Here is a 26,293-nt window from a genome sequence, read left to right as displayed (position 1 = left end):
CCTAAAAACAAAAATCAGTAAGCCACCTGAAGCCTGAACGTATTTCATGCTTATATTGGTATTCATGCGACAGAGATAGCTTGGATATATAAAACAGACAACTGACATTACCCGTCTATTAGCATTACTTAATTTTATTATTTATGCATGTCACATCCTTGAGACTGCATTTTGTTTTTATAAAATTAAAATATATAGCCATTTATTTCATATGCTTAGTCACATAAGAAAGTTTAAAACATTTAATTCATCCAGAGCTCTGTGAAATCGATTACAAATTTATCCCTTAGCTCACATACATTTGGAATTTTTAGAAATACACTAATTTAGAAAAGATATATTGGTTATCCTGAGCTCAGGCTATTTATTCTAAAGACCAATTAAAAAGCCACTTATCTATTAAGTGGCTTATCTTAATTTTGAGAACTCTCGGTTTGAATTCAATTCTCGAAATTTTTTGTACTACGACTTGTTACGGTAACCGACTTTGACAGTCCCGCTGTCACTAAACCACAAGGCTTCATTACGACGTCGGCCAATCAAAATAGGTCCGTCATCATAGAACAAAAAGTTCTTCCAATACTTTTTAAAGAATGCCCATTTGGTTTCAATAATGTTGTACTTTTCGTAGCAAAAGTACACTGTTACGTCGTCTTGCCAATCAACATGTTCCAGAATTTCAGCAGGCAAATCTTCAATTTCCGAGTCCCAATCCTGCATCCAGTCTACTTCGTGTAACCAGTTGCTGGTCTTCATAGGCCAGTCTTGAGAGCTCAGGCGCTCTGCATCAGGGCTTTGAGCACTGATGTTTTCTTTCCACAGTTGCGCCGAACGAGCTTGCGTCATTGGCTTTATTTGTTCCAGTTCTTCTTCCGGAACTGGCATCGACTGATGGGTGAAAATCCATTTGCGTTGATATTCATCCAAAGACAGATAGGACATGTGTTTCCTTTTATAACGAGTAATCTGGCGTATCTCGCCAATTCTGGTTGATCAGTGAAGTCAGGTTGTGGTCTCGCCACTTACCGTCAATAAGCAGATAGTCTTTTGCCGTCCCTTCAAGTTCAAAACCCAGATGTTTCAATACCCCTTCACTACGCTGATTGGTCGGGATATACGCGGCCATAATACGGTGCAAATTCTGATTTTCAAACATCCATTCACACGATAGTTTCAGAGCGGTTTTCATCACGCCTTTACCTTGATGATATTCCGCCACCGAGTATCCGACGTTACAGGCATGAAATGGATGACGGGAGACATTGCTAAAAGAGACGGTTCCCATCATTTCGTCGGTATCTTTGTCTATGATAAGCAAGTAAAAAGCCAGCCCCATGCGGTGGAGTTCGTGCAGTTTGATCAACCTTTGTGCCCAGCCGTCTTCGCGAAAAAAGGCTTCTTCACGCTTTGGCTCCCACGGCTTTAGGTGTGCTTTATTTCGACGAAAATACTCACTGATCTTTTTAGCATCACTTGGCTCAGCAGTACGAACCATGATGTTGCCACTGGTGGCTTGCATAATGTATGAAGTCATAATTACGATTTCCGAATTCCGTAGTCACGCAGTTTGTTGGCAATAGAGGTGTGAGAAACATTCAGTCTTTTCGCCAATTTTCGACTTGATGGGAACGATTGATACAAGCTTTGAAGAATTTGAGATTCGTAAGATTTCATGATCTCATCAAGAGAGCCATCCAGATTGACACCAACCAGTGCGTTTGACTGCTCGATGGTTGGCAATTCGAAATCTTCGGTTTTTAGAGTTTCCCCGTTCAGCCTTGTCATGGCTCGAAGCACCATGTTATCCAATTGACGAATGTTTCCAGGCCATGGGTACTGAGTCAGCTGTTCCAGCGCTTCGTCACTGATAGAAGGTTTGTTCATACCTAATTGATGAGCGTACTTCGATACGAAGAGATCCAAAAGAGTCGCAACATCTGAGTTACGCTCTCGCAAGGCTGGGATATGAAGGCTTAGTACGTTCAGTCGATAATACAAATCCTCGCGGAATACGCCTGTTTCTGTCAGGTCAGACAGCTTCTGTTTGGTCGCCGCAATCACTCGCACATCAACATGCACTTCATTCTCTTCACCCACACGGCGGAAAGTGCCATCCTGAAGAAAGCGAAGGAATTTGATTTGAAGATGAGCACTCATCTCCCCGATCTCATCAAGAAATACGGTGCCACCATTCGCCTGTTCAAAAATACCAATGTGCCCTGCTTGGTTGTTGAATGTGCCAGGGGCGTGACCAAACAACTCCGTTTCCGCAACATCGTCCGGCATTGAGGCACAGCTCAGAACCAAAAATGGGTTGCTGGCACGTTCTGAACGATTGTGACAAGCTCGGGCCAGCATCTCTTTACCTGTCCCCGTCTCACCTTCAATCAGAAGCGGCTGACTCATGGTGGCAAGCTTCTTAGCCTGAGCCATCAGGTTTTTGTGGCGGTTTGAGCTACCGACAAAGTGCTCAAAGCCCAGGTTGTTACTTTCGGAAAGAAACGGGTCGCTTTGAACATTTTGCTGTCTGTTTTTGAGTGTCACAACCGCACTCGCCAATACCGTGTCATTGGCTTCACCTGTGATATAAACAGGCATAACTTCCAGAGTGTAGTCCAACCCATTAATCACCACGTTATCACGAAAACGCGCGCTGCTTTCCTCAAGCCAACGAGCGAAATTAAACTGGGGAATGTAGTGATTGATTGGCTCGTCTATTAGCTCTGCACCTTGGTGGAAAAACAGATCTCTTGCAGAATGGTTTGCCACATCGATAGTGCCTTTCAGGCTGACTGACAGTACCGGATCAGGCAGATTTGCCAGCAAAGCCATCAACTCGGTGCTTTGCCTTTCACTCGGCATAAACTGGATTTTGCGTACGTCTGTTACTCCGCTGATCAGGCGGATCTGCGCCATCAAATCACGGAAATCATCAAATTCTATTTCTGGGCAGTTAAGATAAATAATGCCGCGTCGATCAATTTCGATTCCTCGCAAATCAATCTCTTTGGTTGCGAGAATATCCAATAGTTCGCGAGTCAGACCCAATCGGTCTTCACATAAAACTTCTAAACGCACTTCGGAGTCCATCAAGGTGTCAGGAAAAGTTGACACTCAGTCTGAAACAAGCCCTCTATCCAGTCAAGAAAAGCTGTCGAAATTGAGAGTTCTTAAGGTGTTATAGCCGCTGTTTGCTGAATCTGTGTGCGAATTACGAAGTTTAACCCCTTAGTAGAGGTTAAACTTCGTGCTGAATTGACTAGAGCTTGTTGACCTAGATATGCGTTGCGTTAGGAAAGCGATTTGGAAATGCGAGAAACAATGCCCTTTCGAACCTCACCCAGCTTGATTTGTGATTCGGGCTGCCAGGCAACCGGGCGCAAAAGCGACATCGCTCGAATGCCAAGCCGTGCTGTAAGAAGCCCCACACCGATGCCCTGTGCAGCTCTCGTAGAAACTTTACCTGCCAAATCCATAGACAGCAGATCCATGCTGGCATCAGCAACCAGCTCTGTTGCGCCCGCTGCCGCCATATTGACCAGAACAAGTTTAAGTAATCGGATTCTCGACCAGTACCCCAGTTCAACACCATACAGCTTGGCAAGATCATCGATGAGTTTGTAGTTTCGCCATGCCACCAACAACATGTCTGCTGTAGCCAGCGGGCTCACCGCCACTAACAAGGCGGATTCTCCAGCAGATTTGGTAATGAGCGCCTTTCCTTTTGAATCTAGGTCTTTAAGCACAATACTGTCGTACATCTGCAGGACTTCTTGATCGCTGTGATTAGCGTTAATCGCATTGACCCAACGATCATAAGCTGGCGACATTTCGCTAATGCCAGCTTGTTTGGCAACGTTCATGCAGAAAGGTTTGGCTTTGCCGATTTGATCGGCATCATATAATGCTTTCGCCTCTTCTTGAGTGGAGAACTGGTTGCGAAGTTTTCTCAGACGCCAGAGCTCTTTACCGATGGCACCTACTCCGAATGCAGCAATGGCGGCAACAAAGGTTGCCCAGCCGAAAGAGAGCCAGTCACCAGACTGAATTGCCGTAACAAAGGTGTCTACGGTTTGCCACCCCACTAACCCGGTGAATCCGGCAAGTAACCCCGTCAGCCCCCATCGGCGCTTTGTTGAGGGCTTTATTGCTTCGTCCAGCTCTGATACTGCATCGCTATCCTGCTCTATTTCAGCAGGCATAAAGGTTTCTTGCTCATTGAACTGAATATGCGCATTCAACTCTTGGGCTTGCCTTTCTTCTGGGTTGTCTATGGGATCGCTGAAAACTTTTTTCTGCTTGAACTCATTCATGACAATTTATCCCCTATCAAATACTGCAACGCCTTATCCATTCGAATATGGTTCAGTGGATCGTTCTCGTTACTTATCTGTGGTCGGAAGCTTTGAAAATCAAATTGATTATTTTGCCAGTAAGCCTCATCGGGTAAAGACTTGGGCACTTCTCCTGGATAAACCGTCATTGCATCTCCGCTCATCAGGCTCCCTTGAATAGCTGGGCAATTGTCATCGCCCGAACCAACAAATCCAGACTGAGTCGCCTGAATCGAAGCAAGCGTCATACAAGTCATATCGATGTTTTCGAAAGCAGCATGCTGCCATGCTGGATGAACCATCTGCTTGAGAAGTGCAGACAAATTGGCGTGCTGATCGGGTGTTACATGGTCTGCCTTGGTCGCAGCAAACAAAACTTTATCGATTTTGGTTGAAAACAAGCGTCTGAGCAGGTTATTCCGACCATATTTGAATGAACGGAGCAACTGTTCGATGGCGCCTTTCATATCGTTGAAAGAATCTCTGCCCGCGTTAAGGGGTTGCAGGCAGTCCACCAGCACGATTTGCCTGTCGAATGTAGAAAAGTGTTCTTTGTAGAACGCCTTAACGACTTTCTGCTGATACTCCTGATACCTTTGCTTTAACATCGCAAACTGACTGTGCTTGTTAGCCGTGTCTATTTCATCAAGATTATTTAGCGGGAAAAACTGAAGGACGGGCGCACCTGCCAGTTCCCCCGGAAGAACAAAACGCCCGGGCTGAACCCAGTGAAGCCCCTCTTCTTTACATTGAACCAGGAATTCTGTGTAGACAGCACTGATTTCCGCCAACACTTTTTCGTTTGCGTCAGCGTTAGGATCAAAATTTTCAAGTGCACTTAGCCACGGTTGAGCTAACTCACTTCGACCATGTTTAAGTGCGTCAAACTGAGATGCACTCCACTCTTCATAGGTCATTTCAAGTAAAGGCAAATCCAGTAACCATTCCCCTGGGTAATCAACAATGTCCAGATAAAGCGTTGCAGTATTAGAAAGGTATTTCATCACTCCGCTTTGAGGGCGATATTTAATGGCAAGGCGAATTTCACTGACGTCCCTGGTCGGCTGAGGCCATTCAGGAGGGGAAGAATGCAATGATGTCATTGCCTCTTCATAAGCAAAGCGAGGCACCATTAAATTGGATTGTGGAATGCGTTTAGCCCCGATCAGGCGATGCTCTTGAGAAACGCTGAGTAAAGGAAGATTGTCGTGAGTAGATGAGTGAAGCAGTTGGTTAACTAAAGACGTAATAAAAGCCGTTTTACCTGCTCGCGAAAGACCAGTAACGGCTAATTTAACGTGTCTGTCCATACCGCGATGGACTAAATCATTGACTTCTTGGGTTATTCTCTTCATTCACATGCTCCGAATTTTCTGGGTTCAGAGTATGCAAAAACTGCGATTAATGCCAGATGAACTATCTCTTAATCGTCTTCTATCAACTTGAAGATAACGAATAGTGCCAACTCAAGCAGCAAGGTCAGGACAACCGTAGTGATAACGTAAGTTTCCTGAAAAATCGCGATACCACGTAAAATCATATCGTAGCCAACAATGGCACCAACCACAATGGCTATCAGAATCTGTAAAAACTTAACAAAGCGAGGCATCATTTCTCCTTTTATTTTTTGCCTTTCTAGAAAAGATAGTACTGCTTACCGAATGAAAAACCACAAAAAACGCAGCCTAAGCTGCGTTTTTCTAACTGATATTTGAAAAATGAGAATTCAAAAGGTCTGTTAACCTAAGCCTTCTCAGCTTCTGCGATTTTCACTTTCCACGTATCCGGACCAATTTGGTGTGCATTCGCACCGGTCGAATCAACAGCAACTGTCACTGGCATGTCTTCCACTTCAAACTCGTAGATGGCTTCCATACCAAGATCTTCAAACGCCACCACACGAGCTTTCTTAATCGCTTTCGCCACCAGGTAAGCTGCGCCACCCACTGCCATCAGGTAAACGGCTTTGTGGTTTTTGATGGATTCAACCGTTGCAGGACCGCGCTCTGCTTTACCGATCATCCCCATGATGCCCGTTTGTTCTAGCATCATATCAGTGAATTTATCCATACGAGTGGAAGTTGTCGGGCCCGCAGGACCAACGACTTCATCTCCTACCGCATCGACAGGACCAACGTAGTAAATGAATTTGCCATTCAAGTCGACACCATGCGGTAGCCCTTCACCGCTTTCCAGCATGCCCTGGATTCGTTTATGCGCCGCATCACGACCCGTCAGGATCTTGCCAGACAGCAAAACTGTTTCGCCGGTTTTCCACTCTTGAACGTCTTCTTTGGTCACAGTATCAAGGTTCACGCGACGAGTATTTTCACCGGCTTCCCAAGTAATATCTGGCCATTCTTCAAGCTTCGGTGGGTTCAGCTCTGCAGGACCAGAACCGTTTAGAGTGAAGTGTACGTGGCGAGTTGCCGCACAGTTTGGAATCAGGCACACCGGTTTAGAAGCGGCATGAGTAGGTGCTGTTTTGATCTTCACGTCTACAACGGTGGTTAAACCACCCAAACCTTGCGCACCAATACCAAGCTTGTTGACTCGATTGAAGATGTCTAAACGCAGTTCTTCTTCTGCGTTTTGTGGACCACGTTCGATCAATTCATGAATATCGATGTGTTCCATCAGGGATTCTTTTGCCAGTACTGCCGCTTTTTCAGCCGTACCGCCAATGCCTATGCCCAACATACCCGGTGGACACCATCCTGCTCCCATCGTTGGTAGCGTTTTCTCAACCCACTCAGCAATATCATCAGACGGGTTCAACATCACCATCTTGGTTTTGTTTTCACTGCCACCACCTTTAGCCGCAATTTGGATTTCAACCTCGTTGCCCGGCACCATATTGATGTGAACAACGGCTGGAGTGTTGTCTTTAGTGTTGATGCGCTTACCCGCAGGATCCATCAGTACTGATGCACGCAAAGGGTTGTCTGGGTTGGTGTAAGCCTGACGAACACCTTCGTCCACCATTTGCTGTACAGTCATGTCAGTAGAGTCCCACTGCACGCCCATACCAATATTTACAAAACAGGTTACGATACCAGTATCCTGACAGATAGGACGACGCCCTTCTGCAGACATGCGGGAGTTGATCAGAATCTGTGCGATGGCATCTTTCGCTGCCTGACTTTCTTCACGTTGATAGGCTTCATCTAGGGCTTGGACAAAATCCATAGGGTGATAATAAGAAATGTACTGAAGAGCATCAGCCACACTGCTGATAACATCTTGCTTACGAATGACGGTCATACATTGCCTCGATTGTTATAATTTATGCTTCCATTTTGTATACCAAAGACACTTTTGGGCTTTGTTAAACAGCTCAAAGTGGCTTAGGTATCACAAGAAGTCTTAACGATTGCTTCCACATGGGATGCTTTTTAATCAGACCGTTAGTACGGATGCATCCTCTCCTGTTCTTTTATGATACTCTTGCTCGCCACAATGCGCCACGTAGTCTCCGAACTCTTTGTCACAAATTTATACAAATGAATAACAAGTCTATCAAATCTATCTCTTTGGTCTCCCTTGAGTATACGCCCTCTTTAGCTTCCGACCTGTTCAGTAGAATTGAAAATCAACCCTGGTCGATGCTTTTGCGTTCCGCCTCTGAGAGCCACCCTGATAGCCGATATGACATCTTAGTGGCACAGCCCATTGTTACGCTGGTTACTAGCGGGGAAGAAACTCAAATCACTTTGGCTAGCGAAACCACTACGTCGACTGACGATCCATTTGCTTTGCTTGAGAGAGTTCAGGCTGAATGTTTGCCAGAAGCCGAGGCTATTCAAGGCTTACCTTTTCTTGGGGGTGCGTTAGGCTATTTCAGTTATGATCTGGGCAGAAGAGTCGAAACCCTTCCGGAGCTTGCAACAAAGGATATCGGCTCCCCTGATATGGCAGTCGGCATCTACGATTGGGCACTCATTTGCGACCACGGACTCAAAAGAGTGGTCGTCGTTGGTCTGGAACCCCAGCAACATCTGGACTGGCTGCTAAGTCAGACACTACCTGAGAGCAAACTACCCTTCCATTTATTGTCCGAATGGCAATCTAACCTCACACAGGACGAGTACACCACGCGTTTTAATCAGGTTCAGGATTACCTTCAGGCTGGCGACTGTTACCAGATCAACCTTGCTCAGCGTTTCGAAACTAGCTATCAAGGCAGTGAGTGGCAGGCGTACCAAAAGCTGGAAGAACAAAACCAAGCGCCGTTTTCCGCATTTATTCGAATGGAAGACAGCGCAATTCTCAGTATCTCACCTGAGCGCTTCTTACAGCTAAAGAATGGGACTATCGAAACCAAGCCCATTAAAGGAACGCGACCTCGCAGTGCCGATGAAGCGACAGACAATGCGAACGCTAATTCGCTAAAGCTGGCAGAAAAAGATCAGGCAGAAAACCTGATGATTGTGGACTTGCTACGAAATGATATTGGTCGCGTTGCCAAACCCGGCACCGTTTCCGTACCCAAATTGTTTGCGATTGAAAGCTTCCCTGCTGTGCACCACCTGGTCAGCACCGTGACTGCAGAGTTGGATAAAGAGAAATCTGCAACTGACCTGCTTAGGGCATGCTTTCCCGGCGGTTCTATAACCGGAGCACCAAAAGTCAGAGCGATGGAAATCATCGAAGAACTGGAGCCTCATCGTCGGAGCGCTTACTGCGGAAGTATTGGTTACATTAGTCGCTGTGGTCAAATGGACACCAGCATTACGATTCGAACCTTGGTGGCAGAAAAACAAAAGCTCTACGTTTGGGCTGGCGGCGGTTTGGTTGCAGACAGTGAAGCTGCATCTGAATATCAGGAAACCTTTGATAAGCTCAGTCGAATTCTTCCTGCTTTGAGCGACTGACTCGGGTTCGAATGGGGGTCAAAGCCCCCACTTCACCAATACGTCTTTTAAATCGGCGCTGGTATAAGGCTTGTTGAGTATGTCATTCATACCGACCTGCAAGCACTTCTCTCGCTCCGCTAACGTTGTTCCTGCCGTTAGAGCAACAATGGGGACACGAATGTTTCTCTCCCTTAGCGTTAACGTGGCATCAAACCCATCCATTACTGGCATTCGGCAATCCATGAAAACGAGGTCGTAGTGATGGCTGCTTACCGCTTCCACACCTTCTTCACCGTTATTGGCAAAATCTGGGGTAATCCCCAGTTTCTTAAGCATCTTCTGAATCACAAACTGATTCACGCGTAAGTCTTCTACCACCAGTATTTTTAGCGAATCCAGCATTTCATCTTCAGCAAGGTTGTCGAGCTTCTCTTGCTCAACGTCCTGAATCACCCCTTCAGACAATCTTAAAGAGACATCGAACCGGGTTCCTTCGTCTGGCTTGCTTTTTAACGTGATTGACCCTTGCATCATCGCAACCAACTGTTTACAGATGGCCAAGCCCAACCCTGTTCCTCCATGATTGCGCTTGCTGGAGATATCTGCCTGCGTAAATGGGTTAAACAAGTTTTCCTGATCTTCTTCGGCAATCCCGCACCCTGTGTCCTGCACATAGAAGGTCAACCAGTTGCTTTGCCAGGATGCATTAACCGTCACGTAACCACTTTGGGTAAACTTAATGGCATTGCCTATCAGATTCACGAAGATCTGTTTAACCCGTTCGACATCACCGACAAGGACGTTTGGCACAGAATCAAAGTTTTCGACGCGAAACTCAATCCGTTTCTCTTTTGCCAGATTGACGAAAATACTTTGTAGAGTTGTCTGAATGTCTGACCAGCGAAACGCCCTTTCACTAAGCTGCATCATTCCTGCATTGATCTTGCTGTAATCCAACAGGTCATCAATGATGACTCGCAGAAACTGCCCAGATTGCTCCAGCGTGTTGAGCATTCGTTTTTGTTCATTGGTAAGTGATGTGTCGGACAAAAGCTCTAGCGTTCCAAGCAAGCCATTAAGAGGCGTTCTTAGCTCGTGGTTGATCATCGCTAGGAAATCACGGGTTGAACGCTCTGAGGCTTCGGCTCTTTCCCGGGCATCGATGGTTTTTCTCAGAATAAGCTGACGGCTGATGGCACTGCTCACCAGTTCGGATAGCAAAGTAATCTGATGTTCAAACCATTCTCTGTCGTCAGTACTCTGCTCTGGCTTTACCGCCAAAGTACCAACCATTATCCCTTCAGCCATTAAAGGCCACCACAAAACACCGCAGCCATCCCACACTTTCTCTGCATTTTCGATGACCTGAACCGGAATCACGCTAAAGTCCAGCTCACCGTATTCGGCAGAGGAAAGAGCCAAGGTGTCTTTTTTAAGAAGAATGAGCTTAGCGTTGACGACAAGATCAGAATCGCAAAGCTCTTTTATCAGGCTGTTTAGTATGACTTCATCAGGCGCATGCTTAAGAAATTGCCGCCCATAGCGAATCAGAATTCTGGAAATCTGTTCCTGAAATACCTTTTTGCGCATCTGAGCGTCAGACTGCGCCTTTACCTGCTGCAAGCTTTCATCCAACTGCTTGTTCAGGTTGTACATTTCAACGGATTTCTCTTCCAGCAACTTCTCGGCGTGTTTTCTGGCTGCAATTTCCCTGTACAGCTTCTTTTCTAGTAATTCTAGCCGGGAATCCATGAATACCTCGCTAAACCTTTGTCAGAACAAACCTTACGTGGCTGGCATCGTCTGTCATTGGGTTCATTGTAATTTTCAGTTTTTCACTGAAATGATCGGCACACCCGAGGATCAGTCCTTTGCATACACTGCCCATGCAGCGAGCGCTTTTATAGTCCATCACCAACTCAGATTCATTTTCAGTTTGAAAGGTAAATTTAGGCGGATGCGCATCAGGGTAAAGCTTTTTTACTTCCAGATGGATGTATTCTTCGACATGGCGCAAGAATTGAAAGGTACATTGACTGTGAGAAAGCGACTCGTCGGGAGCCAGTGATGAAAGTAATTTGTTGAATACCGTTCGCCCAAATACCTCTTGCAGGTCTTCCGGTGACACGCCTGTCTCTTTGCTCAATGCAACAATCAGCTTCACCAAGTCCCGGTGATCGTAGCTTCCGACTGACGTGTAAATGCCATCATCCTCAGACTGAAACAAGATTTTGTCCACAGTGGGCAACCCGAACTTTTCTTCAACCAGCTCAAGAAACTCGGTAAAAATTAAACCCTTCATCTCCAACCCTCTCACAATTGCCAAAATAAGACTTTGGTAATAAAAGCATGATCCACACTAGTCATTTTTTCAATTTTCATTAACAATTAATAAGATAGTCAGCCAAAGTAAGAGCTTATGTACAAAGAAGATTTTCTCAGTCGCTTTCTTTTCACGCAGCCCGCTGAATACCATAAAGGGAGCTTTACACGACATTTGGATTTCGGGCACGAGGAATACCAAACTGCTGCTGTCCTTATTGGGCTTGTGGAACGTGATGCCGGGCTAAACATGATCCTGACGCGCCGCGCCAGCCACTTACGCCATCACCCTGGGCAAATCAGCTTTCCCGGTGGCAAGACAGAAAAAGGAGATGCCTCGCCTTTTGAAACCGCTATGCGTGAAGCGAATGAAGAAATCGGGCTTACTGCAAACCAGATTGAACACCTTGGTCAGCTAACGCCAATCAAAACCGTGAGCGGATTTGAGGTAACCCCAGTGATTGCGTTTGCAGATAATCAGTATTCCCCCGTCACTGATCCCAATGAAGTTGATGATGTTTTTGAAGCACCAATTGAATATTTATTCAATAAAGGAAACATTCATTCGGTAGAAGCACACTTTCAAGGCACCCGAAGAATTGTGTATAACATCCCCTATAATCAGCATCTCATATGGGGAGTGACAGCGCAGATTATTCACACTCTTCACACTCAGTTCACAAAGTAAAAGTGGTTAAATAATACATTTCTATTGTTTAATTTTTCTTATTCGTAAACCTCATAAATCCACCCATTTCCTTCCTATTTACAGCAGACAGCCCCAACAGGGCAAACGTTTGCGCAAGTTCTTCCTAAATTAGATGCAGCTTCGGATTAGTTTTACTTATATCAAAGACTAGTATTTCTAATGTGTAGCACGTGTTTTACGTGACTTATCTCTCTTTTGTTAATCTTTGTTTTCAAACCTGGAACATTTATTGATCCTGATCCTGATATTTCACTCAAAAACAGAGACAATAGCTCCTGTAATTCCTGTTCCCATAAATTACACGAGAATATAACTATGCAAACAAACGTTACTACGGCTCGCGCCGAAGGAACTCAATCCAAATGGACTTACAGAGACTTTACCTGGGCTCTTTCTCTTTTTGGTACCGCAGTCGGTGCGGGTGTATTGTTTTTGCCAATTAAAGCTGGCGCTGGTGGCTTCTGGCCATTAGTCATCTTGGCCCTTTTGGCCGCTCCAATGACCTGGTTTGCTCATAAAGGACTGGCTCGCTTTGTCCTTTCAGCAAAAAATCCTAACGCAGACATCACTGACACAGTGGAGGAACACTTCGGTAAAACTGGCGCAAACATCATCACTTTTGCTTACTTCTTCGCTATTTACCCAATCGTTTTGATCTACGGTGTCGGAATCACTAACACGGTAGACTCATTCATGGTTAACCAGCTGGGATTTGCATCAATGCCCCGTTGGTTGCTATCTGGTGCTCTGATTACCTTGATGACCACAGGCGTAGTATTCGGCAAAGATCTGATGCTGAAAGCCACATCTATGATGGTTTACCCTTTGGTATTCATTCTTCTTGCTCTGTCTTTCTACTTAATCCCTGACTGGAACACATCCATGATGTCTGTTAGCCCAGACTGGTCTGCAATGCCAAGTGTTATCTGGCTTGCGATTCCAATCATTGTGTTCTCTTTCAACCACAGCCCAATCATCAGCCAGTTTACGAAAGAGCAACGTCGCGTTTACGGTGAAGATGCGGTGAAAAAGACCGATATGATCACAGGCGGCGGCGCAATGATGCTGATGGGCTTCGTGATGTTCTTTGTCTTCTCTGTAGTCTTGTCTCTGTCTCCAGAACAGCTGGCTACCGCACAAGATCAAAACATCAGTGTGCTTTCTTACCTGGCTAACGTTCACGAGTCTCCGCTGATTTCTATCCTTGGCCCTGTGGTTGCATTTGCAGCGATCACTTCTAGCTACTTTGGTCACTTCCTAGGTGCACACGAAGGCTTGGTTGGACTGGTAAAATCTCGTAGCGAAGCACCAGTAAAACGCATCGAGAAGTTCTCACTCATCTTCATCGTGATCACAACCTGGATTGTTGCGATTGTGAACCCTTCAATTCTGGGTATGATTGAGACGATGGGCGCACCAATGATCGCTGCTATTCTGTTCCTTATGCCTGTATTTGCAATGCAAAAAGTACCCGCAATGGCTAAGTACAAAACTTCAGCGTTTGTGCAAATTTTCACAGCAATGTGTGGTCTGGCGTCTATAAGTTCTGTAATCTACGGCGCTCTTTAAAATTCGCTTAAGCGAAAGCCATATTTATAAAGATAATAAAGAGTCCCCCTGCTCAAGCGGGGGCTCAACCTAAGGTAAAAATATGATCAGCGTATTCGACATCTATAAAATCGGTATTGGGCCTTCAAGCTCACACACGGTAGGGCCAATGAAGGCCGGTCAAAGCTTCGTAAACGATCTTGTTGAAATGGGTCGTTTGACGGAGGTTGACCATATTAAAGTGGATGTTTATGGATCTCTTTCTTTAACCGGGAAAGGCCACCATACGGACATAGCCATTATTCTTGGCTTAGCTGGTAACTCACCTGAGAGTGTAGATATTGATTCTATTCCCTCATTCATTGAAACGGTGAAATCTTCAAAAGTTTTATCCCTTGCTCATGGTCAAAAAGACGCAGCGTTTGATTACGATGTTGATTTGACTTTCCACACCGACAACCTGTCTTTGCATGAAAACGGTATGCAGATTCACGCGTTAAGTGGTGGTGAGCTGGTTCACTCTAAAACCTATTACTCCATAGGCGGTGGTTTTATTGTGGATGAAGAAAACTTCGGTGTAGAACCTGAAGATAAAGTTGTCGTACCTTATGAATTCAACAGCGCGAAAGAGCTGGTGGATCACTGCAAAGACAACTGTTTGTCCATTAGTGCACTGGTAATGGCAAACGAGCGTGTTGTAAAAGACACCAACAGAATTGAAGAAGAATTCGAGCACATCTGGAACACGATGAAAGCGTGCATGGAGCGTGGTTTAAACACCGAAGGTGTACTGCCAGGTCCATTGCGAGTCCCTCGCCGTGCCGCTGCCCTATTCCAGCAGCTAAAAACCACCGAGCGTCTTTCCAACGACCCGATGACCGTTGTCGACTGGGTAAACATGTACGCATTTGCGGTTAACGAAGAAAACGCAGCGGGTGGACGTGTGGTCACTGCTCCGACAAACGGTGCATGTGGCATCATTCCAGCGGTTCTGGCTTACTACGATAAGTTTGTTCAGCCAGTTGGCGTGAAAGAGTACACACGCTATTTCGCAGCTTCTGGTGCAGTTGGTGGATTGTTTAAACAAAATGCATCCATTTCTGGCGCAGAAGTCGGCTGTCAGGGTGAAGTTGGCGTTGCCTGCTCCATGGCAGCGGCTGGTCTTGCAGAACTAATGGGGGCTAGCCCGGAACAAGTTTGCATGGCGGCTGAAATCGCTATGGAACACAACCTGGGGTTAACCTGTGACCCAGTAGCCGGACAGGTGCAAGTGCCTTGTATAGAGCGTAATGGTATTGCTGCGGTTAAAGCGATCAACGCTTCTCGAATGGCGTTGCGTCGTTCTTCTGACCCGCGTGTTTCTCTGGATAAAGTCATTGAAACCATGCTGGAAACAGGTAAAGACATGAACGCCAAATATCGCGAAACGTCGCAAGGCGGATTGGCTGTAAAAGTTATTTGCTGATAGCTTGAACAGGAAATAAACTAAGGGCATGGATATCCATGCCCTTTTTTTGTATATATAATTATTATGATTGCGATTAAACGCCCGAAAATTAAAGATTTTTCTTCGCTTATTGAATTAAACGTCACTGCCGAACAAAGCCAGTTTGTTGAAACCTTTGATCATCTGTATGAACACAGAGACAAACAGGACGTCATCTATTCGATCTCGGACAGCGGAACCCCCATCGGATTTTTTGCACTGGACCAAGGCTTCGAGAAGAAGTTTACCTTTGTGAAAAACCGTGAAATTGGCTTAAAGAACTTTGTTATTGACCATCGCTTCCAGCGCAAAGGTCATGGCAAAGCAACACTGGAAAGGCTTCTTACGTATCTGTACACGGCTTACCCGAACTACGATTCCATCTGTGTGATGGTAGAAAAGGAAAACGAAGCGGCCTATCAGTGTTTTTTAAGCGCCGATTTTAAAGACACCAACAAACCGTTTTACGAAAATTCAAAGCAAATCCGAATTCTTCGCAAGACCATCACGGCGCCATTCTGATAAAAGAAAACCGGAAACGTCTCCACTGTTTCCGGTTTTTTCTGTCTGCCTCAACGATTTCTACTACTTCCTGAAACCTCTCAGCTATTTGAGTAACTGCCTTTAGGTAAAAGGTGGAACAAATATACTCTCGTGCAGATGGTTCTTTAGTACCGCTTGAACCTTATCCCTTAGCCATAACACTTCTTTATCCTGTTGATGTCGGGCATGCCATGTCATGGATATTGGTCCTGCTTTAAGATCAAAAGGCGGTTTTTTTATAATCAGTTGCCCTGCCTCGACCGCATCTATGATGATCGGCAGTGGTATTGTGGTAATTAAGTCTGTGTTAATCAGAATCTTCGGGATGTGGTAACAGTGATTAACTGTCATCGAAATTCTACGCTTTAATCCTTGTTGCTGTAATGCCTTGTCGACGCCTCCAATAGCCTCACCAGAGAGCGACAACAGTAAATGTTCAGCAGACGTAAAGCTTGGTAAGTTGAGTTCTTCCCGGGCGAGTGGATGGTCTGCACGCATGGCGCAAACAAAATGATTATCAAACAAATGCTGGCTTTGCACTTTGCCTGAACGCCCTTCAAAGTAATCCAGCACCATGTCAACGTCGGCATTCAGCAACAAGTTTTCCCCATTCACCGTATACGGCACTGCATGGATGTCTACCTGTGGGGCTTCTTCTTCAATCATTTTTCGCAGAGGCAGCCAAAACAAATCCGCCATCCAGTCGGTAACAGCAATACGAAATGTGCGCTTAAGCGTAGCTGGCTTAAATACCTGCTTTTCCGCTGCTCGCTTAATGTCATCCAAAGGTAGTGAAATTTCTCGCCATAGTTTTTCAGCATAAGGGCTCGGACGTATGCCCCGCCCTTGCTTAACAAACAAAGGATCTTTCCATGCATGACGCATACGAGCAACCGCATTAGAAACCGATGGTTGGGTCATGGAAAGCCTTTCAGCGGCAGCGGTTATGGATTGCTCCTGCATGATGACATCAAAAATAACCAACAAATTTAGATCAAGATTCGCCATATCACGTTTGTTTTCTATAGGGTTCATGGGGGTCTGCTCACCTCTATCATTCAGATTCAGTTCGAAATGGATAAGCAAGCGGGCATCAGTATCACTAAATGCATTCAAATATTCAATGCATATCATACCAATCATCAATTAGACGATATGAATCAGCTTTGGCAAAGTATCCTCACTGGTCGAAAAGACCATAACTATCTGAGAGTTAACAAGAGGAATACGTATGAAAGCTGCTTACATTGAACAATACGGAAATGCTGAAAAACTCATCGTTGGTGATATTGCAAAGCCTCAAATTCAGCCAAATCAAGTACTGATTAAAGTGCATGGCGCTGGCGTAAACCCAGTTGATTGGTTGGTACGAGAAGGGTTAGTAAGAGACATTACAGAACATAAATTGCCCTTGATACTAGGCTGGGATGCCGCAGGTGAAATAGCACAAATCGGTGAGCAGGTAACAGATTTTCAGCTAGGTGATGAAGTATTTGTTTACGCCCCTATTTCTGACCAAGGTGCATACGCTGAATATATTGCAGTAGACAGTAACATAGTGGCGCGAAAGCCAGATTCATTAACTACATTGACGGCAGCCGCCGTTCCGCTTGCAGCAGCAACCGCTTGGCAAGCACTCATGCAAGGTTGCCAGCTTCAATCCGGTGACAAGGTACTTATTCATAACGCCTCCGGCGGAGTTGGCAGCTTTGCAGTGCAAATTGCCAAAGCGCATGGTGCCTATGTAATAGGGACAGCATCCGCTGCAAAAGAACCTTATGTAAGAGCATTGGGCGTCGATGAGTTTATTGATTATCGCAGTCAGCGTTTTGAAGAATCGGTTGAACAGGTGGATGCCGTGTTAGCTGCGGTAGGTGGAGATGACGTTTTAACACGCTCCCTCAAAGTGATACGCCCCGGAGGTTACTTGATCTCATTGCTGGATGAAATGGATGACGAAATTGCACAGCAGCAAGGAATTCACTATCAACGCTGGTTTGTTACGCCTAACGCTAACGATCTCCAACAAATAAGCGAGTTAATTGATAGCGGGAAAGTTCAGGTCCATATCGAAAAAATATTTAACTTAGATCAGGTAAAGCAGGCTCACAGCTTAAGCGAATCAAAAAGAACTACTGGAAAGATCATTATCGATTTGTCGGCGTAGTCATCAGCTAAATCAAAATAACTAAGATGGAGAAAATACTATGGCTCATAAACAAGCGTTTCATAATAGCAAGCTACCTGACTTTCGTAACGCCTTTAGCTGGGGTTTAAAACTGACCGATTTTAACGACATCTTTTTTGTTACCGGTCATGCCGATTGCAACCCAAACTTTGTGACTCAGCACCCTGGCGACCCTGTTGCTCAAACCAAGCTAATTCTTAACCAAATGCAGTCATTTATCGAAGAAGCTGGTTATAACGTTGACGACATTGTGCGCACGGACTGGACGTTTACTAACGATGTGAACTCTGCGCAATTTGAACAAATCGCCGCATTGTGGGAAGAATTTTTAAGTGACGTTCCGGTCAAACCTGCAACGGGAACATTAAGATATGTGCAGCGGCTAGGCATGCCAGATATGATGGTTGAATATGAGATGATGTTAGCCCGCTAACACAATGTTCAACCATGGTTGTAAGCAACATTGATTTTCTAGACCAACGAGTACCACCACAAAGCGGTGCTCGTTATTATTGTTTTAAAAGCTGATACCTGCCTTTAAAAATGATTTATCTAATCGAACGCCGATAAATTTGGTCACTGATAAGCGAAGAATTCACCAAACCATCAAGGTAGCCAGACCACGCCTACAAAAACTTCTCAATAAGAACTTCATCAATGTATTCACCCCGAACTTTTGCGTGCTTTTTCGCAGTACCTACTACTTCAAAGCCTTGTCTAACGTAAGCAGCTAGCGCACGCTCATTATCGCGGCGGACGTAAGCAAATAGCTTTTCATATCCCTTTTGCTTAGCGACCGCAAACGTAGACTCGAAAAGTTGTTTAGAGACACCTAGACCACGAGCACTTTCGCAAACAAACGTACCAATTATGCCAACATGCTCAAAAGCTTTTGTGTATTGATCGAACGGCTCAATGTTTTGAAAACCAACAACTTTAGAATCGAGTTCGGACAGCGCTACGGTAAACACACCACGCTCAGGGAAACGAGCAATAAACTCTTTTTCTTCTTCTGGAGTAAAGGTCGTGTCTAAAACCGTGTATAAACCTTCAGAAATGATTGGATTGAGTACATTAGTAATGCCCTCTGCATCCTCCAGAGCCACCTGACGAACTACCAACTTCATGCAACCTATCCCTTATTACATTAAAAGATGTTTTGTACATGAGTTCGAGGCTTTCAGCAACTATATCCAGTGATGGCTGCAATATCGTACTCAAGACCATTTACAAAGACCTGTTAGAAGTCAGAAATCCCCTAAAAGTCGTAGGATTCGATGGGATAATAAAGATAATAATGACTTTATGGTAAGAGCTGGCATCACAGGTTATCTATCTACTCTTTACACCAAACGCTTCGGATACCAACACTGCTAAAACCTACAGATTTACAGTTCTTGCTGCTAGTACTGCTTGGCATTACGTCAGTTAAAATCACCTCGGCGCCTAAAGATATTGCGTCTTCGATTCGAGCTCTCAGTAAGGCTGTTTGGCACCCTTTAGAACGGTAGCGCTCTTGGGTATACGCGTTGGCTAATATTGCAAACTCGTTTTTGATAAAACTCGTTGCCCAAGCACAAGGCTTATCATTTATTTTTGCAACGTAGCAACGAAACGTATCGGTGCAATAAAGCGAGTGCTTCTTTTCCCAGATTTCGTCTGTACACTCTAGCCCTGACGTTTTGAGCAAAGCTAAAAATTCATCGACCTTATTATATTCCCAGCGTTCAACTGAAACTTGGTCTGAAACGTCTGTGGACACCGTATAATTTGACGCCTTTAGTTCGAGAAACTCATGCTCAAAAGTTGGGGCAAATCCGCGGTTTGATAGCCATGTTTTCAGTTCATTTGTAATTGCCTGAGGCTCTATAGAAATCTCGGGAGAAAAACTATCTTCAAACAGCATCAGGTGACTCTCTAACGCTTCTGAACTACATGCACCATGAATGATTATCTGGTTGTCATACTTGCGTGTTTTGTCCACATAAATAGAACACCCATCAGCTTCAACCGTAAAAAGCTCACTTGCCAAATCTGTTGAAAGCGTTCGCTCATTATTAAAATAAAAGTAAGAGTTATATACGTCTTTTACTCCTTTATCTTGCATCATTCCCTCGACATTGAATGAAATATAGTACCCACTTAGCCGGCAAACAGAACAATAACCAAATCGCCGTATTTCGCCTTCATAACACACAAAAGTGCCATGCGTTTTTGGTCTTATCGAATTGGTTATTGAGTTTATTTTTCCAAGTACGCCTGAATCGTTATCGTATTGACGTGGCAAACGTTTGAAGATACCTCAATGCCTTCTGTGCTCCAATCAAGATAACCATCTTTAAATACAGATACTTTATATGTTCCTTCACGCTCGTATGCACCAAGTAAAGCCTTTGAGTTGTCGCAACCTGTGCCATGAGGGTTGCTTCTTTCTTCAGAAAATTCACCATCACGAATGACAACTGAAGCTCCACAAGAAATACGATACCCCGTTTCTTTATCTATAACTTCAACCTTAATAGCTGGTTCAACGGAATCACTACATGCGACAACCTTGCCATCAGAAGTCGTTTTAAAATTACAACCGGATAAAAAGACGCAGCTACACGCTAATACCTTTAATAAAGTATTATTCATATTCTCCCTCAATAAACATAACGAACGAAACGAGCTTCCCTTTCTGACGTTCTGCCACTCTGTAGTGGTATCGACTTAACAGAAAATCGCTCTAACCTGCTGACTAACATAGCAAATATGCTACTGACGCGTATAGGATTGAAAGTGTGTAGTGGCGCGCATTATTGAAGGGAGTGCATACGATTTAAACGGGACCAGCTAGGGTTAGCTGGTGACTGCCTAGTGCCCCACCGAAGAGCCGTTGGCTGCGGTGAGACCGCAATAAGAGAACCTCTATATGTGTTTGTCGTAAGCCATGCTTAATGATCGAAATGACAAAACGAAGCAGATAGATTGGCTGCTAACGCAGCCAATAGAATGTTATTGCCTATTGACAGGCGGAAGGCTCAATTGTGTTATGTTAATTTTTTGATGAGAACTCAACTTCTTGAGGTATGTTGCGATCTTTTTCGCATATAACTACGGTATTGGCGAGTTTGTCATGCCATCCCTGTTTACGCTTGTCCCACGCAACCCACAATATACCTAGACCAAGAGGGATTGTCGCTAGGATATACCCAAGGTATCTAACAATGTACTGTTGAAAGGTAGGTTTATCGCCAGTCTTAGCATCTACAATTTTCGCGGATATAGCCATTTTGCCTGGAGTCGCTTGACGATAAAGCCAGAAACCGATGATCGCAACTAATGGAAAAATCCAGCTTAAAATCAGGTCAGCGAAACCTTGCACTAAGGCATCATTGTCGAAATATGCCCAGCCATAAACCGCTACTAGAATCGGGTATGTAAGGACACAAATTATAACAGTATCGATTAAACTAGCACCAACTCTAGGCCAAAAGCCTGAGTATTCGTACAAATCGCTCATTTTAGCAGGAACATTATCTTTCATATTATTTACCTAGTTTATAAAACCAACGTAAGCATATGATACGCAATGCAATTTCTTTCTCAAGTTAATATTCAACCTATTGCAATTGACCTCAACTAACGCCTTGCTAAGTTGCAGCTAACCTACTACGAAAACCAAGCAAAGCCACGTAATCACTAAAACCAACCAAACCAAAAATGCCAAAGGTTAGCTGTCACTCTTAAGCAATTTGGTATATTTATTAGTCAACTGGTTGCAAGCAGCCTTCGACCAAATACTCCCAAATAACACCAGAGTCGCGAACATTGCGAGTAAATTTTGGACCATCCGGCAACTCAATTTGAATATTACCCTGTCCCGTCCAATAGGCGCGCCAAATGTCCTCTACGTTCGTCATGGATGCCACTCTGTATGCATGGCGCCCCAGAGACACATGCTCCATATTAACTTTAGCAACTCGATTTAGAGGGGAATCTAAGAGCTTAAATTTACGTACGTTATTTAGGTTCCAGCCATACTTTTGACTTACTTCTCTGCAAGTTTCAAAGTCACCAAAAGCATAAGTAGCTGAAAGACGAGATGGATATAATGGATGATTCTGCTTTCTGTAAATTTCTGCATCAAATTCGATTCTGTAATCATTGATAGCAGTCAAACAGTAGGGAGATAGAGCCATTGGATCACGTTGACTTGGTTCAAATGGTAAATAGTTTAGGCTTCCATCCAAGTATTTGGCTAATGTTTCTTCTAGGAACCAAGTGCTACAAGCTCCTGAGGTGTAAGCACCTATCTCATAGTTATGAGCAGCTAAAGGGGATGAAAAATTCACAAATACAAAGAATTCTTCTGGAATTTTCTCATTCTTATTAATCAACATCTAAATTACCTAACTAAAAATAAATATAACGCCTTACTAAGGTGCTACTAACACCACGAAACCCAAGAAAAGCCACCGTAAACACTAAAGTCAACTGAATCATAAGTGCCAAAGGTTAGCCGTCACACTCAAGCAATTTGTTAGCTCTCTCCCAGATTAACCTTGGCTGAATCTGTAATCTCGGTTGACAGTAACCACATTAACTCTGTCACCTCTTCAATGTATCCAACCGAAATGTCTATTTGCGAGCCATTCATAGTTAAACCATTTGTATTTTCAACAAAATGTGACTTTACGGCTTTACCTCCATTGTGAACCCAATCGATACGAACAAGACGCACCTCATTATTTAGGCGACTAAATGCATCCATAAAGCGCTCAGTTGGTGAAGTAACAACACCTAGTGATTGCAAACATGTAATAACATGATCAAGGTCACTAGAATGTTTAGCTTTCTTGATATTCCTTAGATTGCTCTCTGCACCTACCTTTACGGCAAGCCTGCTGTAGTATGTGTTGATTTCGTTTTCGAACATAGACCATGCTGTTAGCAGCATCGATTGCCTTTGATACATAGGCATAACTGAGGTAAAAATTTCTTTAAAGTCGTATTCATCTTCAGTGATACCCGCAATGTGCTGTTTCTCAACTTCAATAACTTCTCCTTCGTCTCCGGCCCATTGCTGGATAAACACTTCACCTGTGTACGTTTCGATATGTTGGTCTATGTTTTCGACAAACCCACCAACAAACTCTATCTGTTTTCGATTGAATGCACGAAGTAGGCTCAATTCTTTTGGTACAAAAAATAAATGACGATTTTTGAACATTGTTACCTCTAATCCATTGGGGTATGTCTAGGCAGCTAACGCCTCAATCAAAGGCAAAAATAGTTAGTTATAATTAGCAACGCAGGGGCAAAACCAACTGTTCTTTTGTCCTGCTGAATGGACTTGTTAAGTTCGTTTTTCAATTAGCCAACTAATTAACCCTGCATTTATGTCTAAATCAGCGATCCTCGAAATATCCCATACAGTAACGCGAGGATCATCTATTTCGAGGTTATTATTTTCATTAATGGTATGATAAACAAAAAACATTTCATCGTATTGTTTATACTCTTTATAGATTCCATAATACTCATGAAACTGCTTTAGATTTGTGGTCGACTTAACTTGTACGAATGCTCGCTTTTGCGAAACAGGAGAGAATACATCTAAATCAATATCTTTTTCAGTTTTACCTAGAACTGATACTCGTTGCCAGCCTGATTGAGAAAATATCAAATCAATCAGTAGTTCAAAGTCATTCCACCAGAGACCTTTAATTAAACCTTCTACATTATTTTTCAGAATTAAAAGAGATTTTTTAGCTGCTTCAACTTCTGGTTGCGGTTCTCCGTTAATCTTACGAATAAGGTAATCTTCGCGCTCAACACTGCAGATTGTCCCTCTAAAACCTTGAACTTTTGTAACTCGTCCATCAATATTTTCGATCGACAAAGGGTTACCTTGTTTATCGTATGAATTCCAAGTTCCAATAACTTTTCGAATTCTGCTTCCATCTTGAAGTTCAATTACTTCTTTTTTTGCATGACACCAGTACAACTTTCTTTGATAAAACGTGACCCAAAGGTCAGTTTCCGAAAGTTCGTAGAAATCTCTAATTTGGTTAATATCTCTTGTTGCTGCTCCTGAATTGTTATTTCTTTCGCTTAACCAAAAACCACGTACAACATCCCATTCCCCGTTTAGAGATTCGTTATGATAAGGACTGTTATAACCAAGTCGAACCACTTGTTCTTTTTCAAGACAGGATTTTTCCCATTTTCCCGAATCACCAAGTTTTATATACCGAACTTTCATAAGGCTCCAATGAACTTAACAATTATTACACGACAAACTGTCCACATAATTTATCCGCAGATCGTCATATAACATTCTTACTAGGCGAAATATATACCACATATCCCTATGTAATCTTTGACTAAATCGACTTTTGAGACATAAGCGTCATTCACAGAATTGGATTGCTTTTCGAGAAAAGTGGACAGGGCAACAACACTTTGGAATATCCGGTTCATTGGAACGGTTTGGTATAAAAAGAAGGAATGTACTCTACCCTCTTTGCTTAAAGTAAAAACCCGCGAGCTACGTTTATGAATGCTACGCGGGTATCGGTGATTTGAGGTTATGGGTACACGGTTAGAGCGTAAAGAACGCTCGCGAGAAGAACCCAATGGTGATGATGGGGGCGAAAGCGGCGAAGGAACAGAGCACCGGGGTTCTGGCTCTTGGATAACGTTCTAACAACAGCACCATACAGAAGAACGCTGGATACAAACCGAACAGGTATCTCGGCATCGCATTCAAGCTTGATGAGAATGGAAGGTAGAGATTGATAAACATAAAGATCGCTTCTGCGAAATACTTCTTCATGCACAAGTAACCGACCATCGCAAAACCAGCCAGACCAACCAGTGTGAGGTAAAGCTTCGACCCTCCTCTTTCAAAGCCGTATTCGATCCAGTCTATTGGGTGAGTGAAAACCCTCCCCCACGCTATCTGGATATGCCCGAAAGCCAGAGCGTCTCCCGATTGGAAATAGAGGAAGGTCATAAAGCCAAAGAACCCTAATGGAACAGCCCAAATCGCAGTAACTGCTCTTAACGCAGGTAACCTGAATGTGAAAAGGTTTCTGAACCCGTAATGCTGAATGGCAATGATCAGTAACGAGAACACCAGCATCACGCCCAGATTACGGGTGATGGCGGCTATCAGCCCGAGTATGGCAGCCCAAAGCCATTGTTCCCGATACGCACAAAGGAAAACCCCACTTACTAGTGCTATAAACAAGGGTTCGGCATACCCTACCATTGAATAAACGGTAAACGGTGAAAAACACATTAGCCAGATTGCGTGCTTTTGACCTTTTTCACTGATTCCCATTTGTTTCAGCGCCATGATGAAAACTGGTACGCTGATCAAAAATGCAAGGTTAGAGACAATCACCAACGTGATTTTTCCGTCGCCAAAAATTGGCATCAATAGCTTGCCCAAGAACGGAGTTACCGGCATAAACGCCCAGTTTGCCGCGTTTTTGTTACTCAACCATTTCGGATACAGGTCGTAGCCATAATCGATCATTCTTCTGAACCAGACGCAATCAAACCGGCAGATTGTTTGCCAGGCTGTCAGCTCAGTGGTATCAACCGTTTTAAATACATCAACCCCAACTAAACCAATGAAATAGAGAACGATCCGGCTTATCAGAACAGCTAAGACAATGGTGATCCAGTCTTCTTTGGTTAAGGAAATATCTGGTAGAGAAGAAGATGTTTTGTCCACTAGCGGCTTGTTAGTAAGTTGAACTGTACTCATTGGAACACCACCGACTGAACATTAACGGATTCCATAGGCTTTATTTTTAAATAATTTAGATTTTCTTTATTTAATTGGTTCATCGAGAACTTGAGCGTAATTTTATTTCTAAAGTAATTCGGTTCTAATGGTACGTCGTTCAAATAAAAATCTATTCTGGGTAATTCTGAAACATCTCTCGACAGTGAAATTGTTATTCTTTCAGCTTTGTCTGGAGTGGAAGAAAATAATAACCCTCCAGCAGAATTTAGCGGGCGATGTCCCTCCACTATTTTCTTTCTCCACCCTTCTCTCGTCAGCAGCGGGCTTTTTTCTGTAATATTGACCATGCCCGACTCAGGAATGGCAAATGTTTCTTTATCTCTGCCCCAGTAAAGTGTTTTTGTGTCCATGTAATAGGTTTGATAAGACAGGCTCACTTGTGGGGTCGCAATTAAATACAGCACCCAAAGGTAGTACCCAGAAAGGATAAAAAATAGGGAAATTAAGAATATACGCAACTTTCTATTTGAAGCATGGCTTGTGAGTTCGCTACCTTCCAG

25 protein-coding genes and 1 pseudogene are annotated in these 26,293 nt (G+C 44.0%); 7 read left to right on the top strand and 19 right to left on the bottom strand.

The genetic code is table 11. From position 1 onward, the window contains the following. Positions 1–462: 462 nt before the first annotated feature. From RH89_RS23840 to RH89_RS23810, 7 genes are all read right to left on the bottom strand, one after another. Positions 463–942 (bottom strand): DUF2947 domain-containing protein, encoded by a 480-nt coding sequence (locus tag RH89_RS23840; RefSeq protein WP_004407580.1) that lies wholly within the window; start codon positions 940–942, stop codon positions 463–465. 10 nt (positions 943–952) lie between these two features. Beyond that, a complete protein-coding gene (gene rimJ, locus RH89_RS23835; protein ID WP_004407578.1) occupies positions 953–1,534 on the bottom strand; it encodes a ribosomal protein S5-alanine N-acetyltransferase in 582 nt (193 codons plus the stop codon). Positions 1,535–1,536: 2 nt separating this feature from the next. After that, entirely contained in the window at positions 1,537–3,078 is a 1,542-nt protein-coding gene (gene tyrR, locus RH89_RS23830) for a transcriptional regulator TyrR (RefSeq protein WP_004407576.1), read from the bottom strand. A gap of 212 nt (positions 3,079–3,290) precedes the next feature. Beyond that, positions 3,291–4,313 carry a YcjF family protein gene (locus RH89_RS23825; RefSeq protein WP_004407574.1) on the bottom strand — a complete coding sequence of 341 codons (1,023 nt, stop codon included), beginning with the start codon at positions 4,311–4,313 and terminating at the stop codon, positions 3,291–3,293. After that, positions 4,310–5,689, bottom strand: a complete 1,380-nt coding sequence (locus tag RH89_RS23820) for a YcjX family GTP-binding protein (protein WP_004407571.1) — start codon at positions 5,687–5,689, stop codon at positions 4,310–4,312. Before RH89_RS23820 ends, RH89_RS23825 begins: the two co-directional genes overlap by 4 nt. A gap of 68 nt (positions 5,690–5,757) precedes the next feature. After that, positions 5,758–5,943 carry a hypothetical protein gene (locus RH89_RS23815; protein WP_004407569.1) on the bottom strand — a complete coding sequence of 62 codons (186 nt, stop codon included), beginning with the start codon at positions 5,941–5,943 and terminating at the stop codon, positions 5,758–5,760. Positions 5,944–6,077: 134 nt separating this feature from the next. Then, positions 6,078–7,598: a fumarate hydratase gene (locus RH89_RS23810; RefSeq protein ID WP_004407567.1), complete on the bottom strand. Its 1,521-nt coding sequence runs from the start codon at positions 7,596–7,598 to the stop codon at positions 6,078–6,080. A gap of 239 nt (positions 7,599–7,837) precedes the next feature. On the opposite strand from RH89_RS23810, the gene pabB reads away from it, so the two are divergent. Then, positions 7,838–9,208, top strand: coding sequence for an aminodeoxychorismate synthase component 1 (pabB, locus tag RH89_RS23805; protein ID WP_004407565.1), 1,371 nt, complete (start codon positions 7,838–7,840; stop codon positions 9,206–9,208). An 18-nt stretch (positions 9,209–9,226) separates the two neighbouring features. Here pabB and RH89_RS23800 read toward each other — a convergent pair whose 3' ends face one another. After that, entirely contained in the window at positions 9,227–10,942 is a 1,716-nt protein-coding gene (locus RH89_RS23800) for an ATP-binding protein (protein WP_004407563.1), read from the bottom strand. Positions 10,943–10,952: 10 nt separating this feature from the next. Continuing rightward, positions 10,953–11,492, bottom strand: coding sequence for a heme NO-binding domain-containing protein (locus RH89_RS23795; protein ID WP_004407560.1), 540 nt, complete (start codon positions 11,490–11,492; stop codon positions 10,953–10,955). 117 nt (positions 11,493–11,609) lie between these two features. Here RH89_RS23795 and RH89_RS23790 point away from each other — a divergent pair, with 117 nt between their 5' ends. From RH89_RS23790 to RH89_RS23775, 4 genes are all read left to right on the top strand, one after another. Beyond that, entirely contained in the window at positions 11,610–12,200 is a 591-nt protein-coding gene (locus tag RH89_RS23790; protein WP_004407557.1) for a CoA pyrophosphatase, read from the top strand. A 336-nt stretch (positions 12,201–12,536) separates the two neighbouring features. Further along, the gene (locus tag RH89_RS23785) at positions 12,537–13,790 is read left to right on the top strand and encodes an aromatic amino acid transport family protein (protein WP_004407556.1); all 1,254 of its coding nucleotides are present in this window, start codon (positions 12,537–12,539) and stop codon (positions 13,788–13,790) included. An 82-nt stretch (positions 13,791–13,872) separates the two neighbouring features. After that, the gene (locus RH89_RS23780) at positions 13,873–15,234 is read left to right on the top strand and encodes an L-serine ammonia-lyase (RefSeq protein ID WP_004407554.1); all 1,362 of its coding nucleotides are present in this window, start codon (positions 13,873–13,875) and stop codon (positions 15,232–15,234) included. A 66-nt stretch (positions 15,235–15,300) separates the two neighbouring features. Then, positions 15,301–15,777: a GNAT family N-acetyltransferase gene (locus RH89_RS23775; protein ID WP_004407552.1), complete on the top strand. Its 477-nt coding sequence runs from the start codon at positions 15,301–15,303 to the stop codon at positions 15,775–15,777. Between the two features lie 102 nt (positions 15,778–15,879). On the opposite strand, the gene RH89_RS23770 is transcribed toward RH89_RS23775, so the two are convergent. Then, on the bottom strand, positions 15,880–16,806 hold the full coding sequence (locus RH89_RS23770) for a LysR substrate-binding domain-containing protein (RefSeq protein ID WP_038147208.1): 927 nt from the start codon (positions 16,804–16,806) through the stop codon (positions 15,880–15,882). Positions 16,807–17,029: 223 nt separating this feature from the next. Between RH89_RS23770 and RH89_RS23765 the strand changes: the two genes are divergently transcribed. Continuing rightward, entirely contained in the window at positions 17,030–17,965 is a 936-nt protein-coding gene (locus RH89_RS23765; protein ID WP_004407544.1) for an NADP-dependent oxidoreductase, read from the top strand. A gap of 40 nt (positions 17,966–18,005) precedes the next feature. After that, positions 18,006–18,419, top strand: a complete 414-nt coding sequence (locus tag RH89_RS23760) for a RidA family protein (RefSeq protein WP_004407541.1) — start codon at positions 18,006–18,008, stop codon at positions 18,417–18,419. A 193-nt stretch (positions 18,420–18,612) separates the two neighbouring features. Here the strand turns inward: RH89_RS23760 and RH89_RS23755 are convergent, their stop codons facing one another. The 9 genes and pseudogenes from RH89_RS23755 to RH89_RS29995 form a co-directional block, all read right to left on the bottom strand. Continuing rightward, complete coding sequence (locus tag RH89_RS23755; protein WP_004407539.1) at positions 18,613–19,113, bottom strand: GNAT family N-acetyltransferase; 501 nt, start codon at positions 19,111–19,113, stop codon at positions 18,613–18,615. A gap of 209 nt (positions 19,114–19,322) precedes the next feature. Beyond that, on the bottom strand, positions 19,323–20,093 hold the full coding sequence (locus RH89_RS23750) for a GNAT family N-acetyltransferase (protein WP_004407537.1): 771 nt from the start codon (positions 20,091–20,093) through the stop codon (positions 19,323–19,325). 134 nt (positions 20,094–20,227) lie between these two features. Continuing rightward, the gene (locus RH89_RS23745; protein ID WP_004407535.1) at positions 20,228–20,623 is read right to left on the bottom strand and encodes a hypothetical protein; all 396 of its coding nucleotides are present in this window, start codon (positions 20,621–20,623) and stop codon (positions 20,228–20,230) included. 400 nt (positions 20,624–21,023) lie between these two features. Next, positions 21,024–21,515: an RDD family protein gene (locus tag RH89_RS23740; protein ID WP_004407533.1), complete on the bottom strand. Its 492-nt coding sequence runs from the start codon at positions 21,513–21,515 to the stop codon at positions 21,024–21,026. 220 nt (positions 21,516–21,735) lie between these two features. Further along, entirely contained in the window at positions 21,736–22,371 is a 636-nt protein-coding gene (locus RH89_RS23735) for a hypothetical protein (RefSeq protein ID WP_004407529.1), read from the bottom strand. A gap of 140 nt (positions 22,372–22,511) precedes the next feature. Continuing rightward, positions 22,512–23,201, bottom strand: a complete 690-nt coding sequence (locus RH89_RS23730; RefSeq protein WP_004407527.1) for a hypothetical protein — start codon at positions 23,199–23,201, stop codon at positions 22,512–22,514. A gap of 126 nt (positions 23,202–23,327) precedes the next feature. Continuing rightward, the gene (locus RH89_RS23725) at positions 23,328–24,236 is read right to left on the bottom strand and encodes a restriction endonuclease (protein ID WP_004407525.1); all 909 of its coding nucleotides are present in this window, start codon (positions 24,234–24,236) and stop codon (positions 23,328–23,330) included. Between the two features lie 339 nt (positions 24,237–24,575). Further along, positions 24,576–25,751, bottom strand: a complete 1,176-nt coding sequence (locus RH89_RS23720) for a hypothetical protein (RefSeq protein WP_004407523.1) — start codon at positions 25,749–25,751, stop codon at positions 24,576–24,578. Further along, positions 25,748–26,293: pseudogene (locus RH89_RS29995) on the bottom strand (hypothetical protein); the annotation flags it as partial. The gene RH89_RS23720 and the pseudogene RH89_RS29995, both read right to left, overlap by 4 nt.

Origin of the sequence: Vibrio nigripulchritudo ATCC 27043 (assembly GCF_000222685.1) — a bacterium.
Classification (GTDB): Bacteria; Pseudomonadota; Gammaproteobacteria; order Enterobacterales; family Vibrionaceae; genus Vibrio; species Vibrio nigripulchritudo.
This window is presented reverse-complemented; position numbering and strand designations above follow the sequence as displayed.

Coding starts and splice junctions, on each gene's coding strand:
- RH89_RS23840 (WP_004407580.1), bottom strand. CDS start 942: ATGTCCTATCTGTCTTTGGATGAATATCAACGCAAATGGATTTTCACC.
- rimJ (WP_004407578.1), bottom strand. CDS start 1,534: ATGACTTCATACATTATGCAAGCCACCAGTGGCAACATCATGGTTCGT.
- RH89_RS23825 (WP_004407574.1), bottom strand. CDS start 4,313: ATGAATGAGTTCAAGCAGAAAAAAGTTTTCAGCGATCCCATAGACAAC.
- RH89_RS23820 (WP_004407571.1), bottom strand. CDS start 5,689: ATGAAGAGAATAACCCAAGAAGTCAATGATTTAGTCCATCGCGGTATG.
- RH89_RS23815 (WP_004407569.1), bottom strand. CDS start 5,943: ATGCCTCGCTTTGTTAAGTTTTTACAGATTCTGATAGCCATTGTGGTT.
- RH89_RS23810 (WP_004407567.1), bottom strand. CDS start 7,598: ATGACCGTCATTCGTAAGCAAGATGTTATCAGCAGTGTGGCTGATGCT.
- pabB (WP_004407565.1), top strand. CDS start 7,838: ATGAATAACAAGTCTATCAAATCTATCTCTTTGGTCTCCCTTGAGTAT.
- RH89_RS23800 (WP_004407563.1), bottom strand. CDS start 10,942: ATGGATTCCCGGCTAGAATTACTAGAAAAGAAGCTGTACAGGGAAATT.
- RH89_RS23795 (WP_004407560.1), bottom strand. CDS start 11,492: ATGAAGGGTTTAATTTTTACCGAGTTTCTTGAGCTGGTTGAAGAAAAG.
- RH89_RS23790 (WP_004407557.1), top strand. CDS start 11,610: ATGTACAAAGAAGATTTTCTCAGTCGCTTTCTTTTCACGCAGCCCGCT.
- RH89_RS23785 (WP_004407556.1), top strand. CDS start 12,537: ATGCAAACAAACGTTACTACGGCTCGCGCCGAAGGAACTCAATCCAAA.
- RH89_RS23780 (WP_004407554.1), top strand. CDS start 13,873: ATGATCAGCGTATTCGACATCTATAAAATCGGTATTGGGCCTTCAAGC.
- RH89_RS23775 (WP_004407552.1), top strand. CDS start 15,301: ATGATTGCGATTAAACGCCCGAAAATTAAAGATTTTTCTTCGCTTATT.
- RH89_RS23770 (WP_038147208.1), bottom strand. CDS start 16,806: ATGGCGAATCTTGATCTAAATTTGTTGGTTATTTTTGATGTCATCATG.
- RH89_RS23765 (WP_004407544.1), top strand. CDS start 17,030: ATGAAAGCTGCTTACATTGAACAATACGGAAATGCTGAAAAACTCATC.
- RH89_RS23760 (WP_004407541.1), top strand. CDS start 18,006: ATGGCTCATAAACAAGCGTTTCATAATAGCAAGCTACCTGACTTTCGT.
- RH89_RS23755 (WP_004407539.1), bottom strand. CDS start 19,113: ATGAAGTTGGTAGTTCGTCAGGTGGCTCTGGAGGATGCAGAGGGCATT.
- RH89_RS23750 (WP_004407537.1), bottom strand. CDS start 20,093: ATGCAAGATAAAGGAGTAAAAGACGTATATAACTCTTACTTTTATTTT.
- RH89_RS23745 (WP_004407535.1), bottom strand. CDS start 20,623: ATGAATAATACTTTATTAAAGGTATTAGCGTGTAGCTGCGTCTTTTTA.
- RH89_RS23740 (WP_004407533.1), bottom strand. CDS start 21,515: ATGAAAGATAATGTTCCTGCTAAAATGAGCGATTTGTACGAATACTCA.
- RH89_RS23735 (WP_004407529.1), bottom strand. CDS start 22,371: ATGTTGATTAATAAGAATGAGAAAATTCCAGAAGAATTCTTTGTATTT.
- RH89_RS23730 (WP_004407527.1), bottom strand. CDS start 23,201: ATGTTCAAAAATCGTCATTTATTTTTTGTACCAAAAGAATTGAGCCTA.
- RH89_RS23725 (WP_004407525.1), bottom strand. CDS start 24,236: ATGAAAGTTCGGTATATAAAACTTGGTGATTCGGGAAAATGGGAAAAA.
- RH89_RS23720 (WP_004407523.1), bottom strand. CDS start 25,751: ATGAGTACAGTTCAACTTACTAACAAGCCGCTAGTGGACAAAACATCT.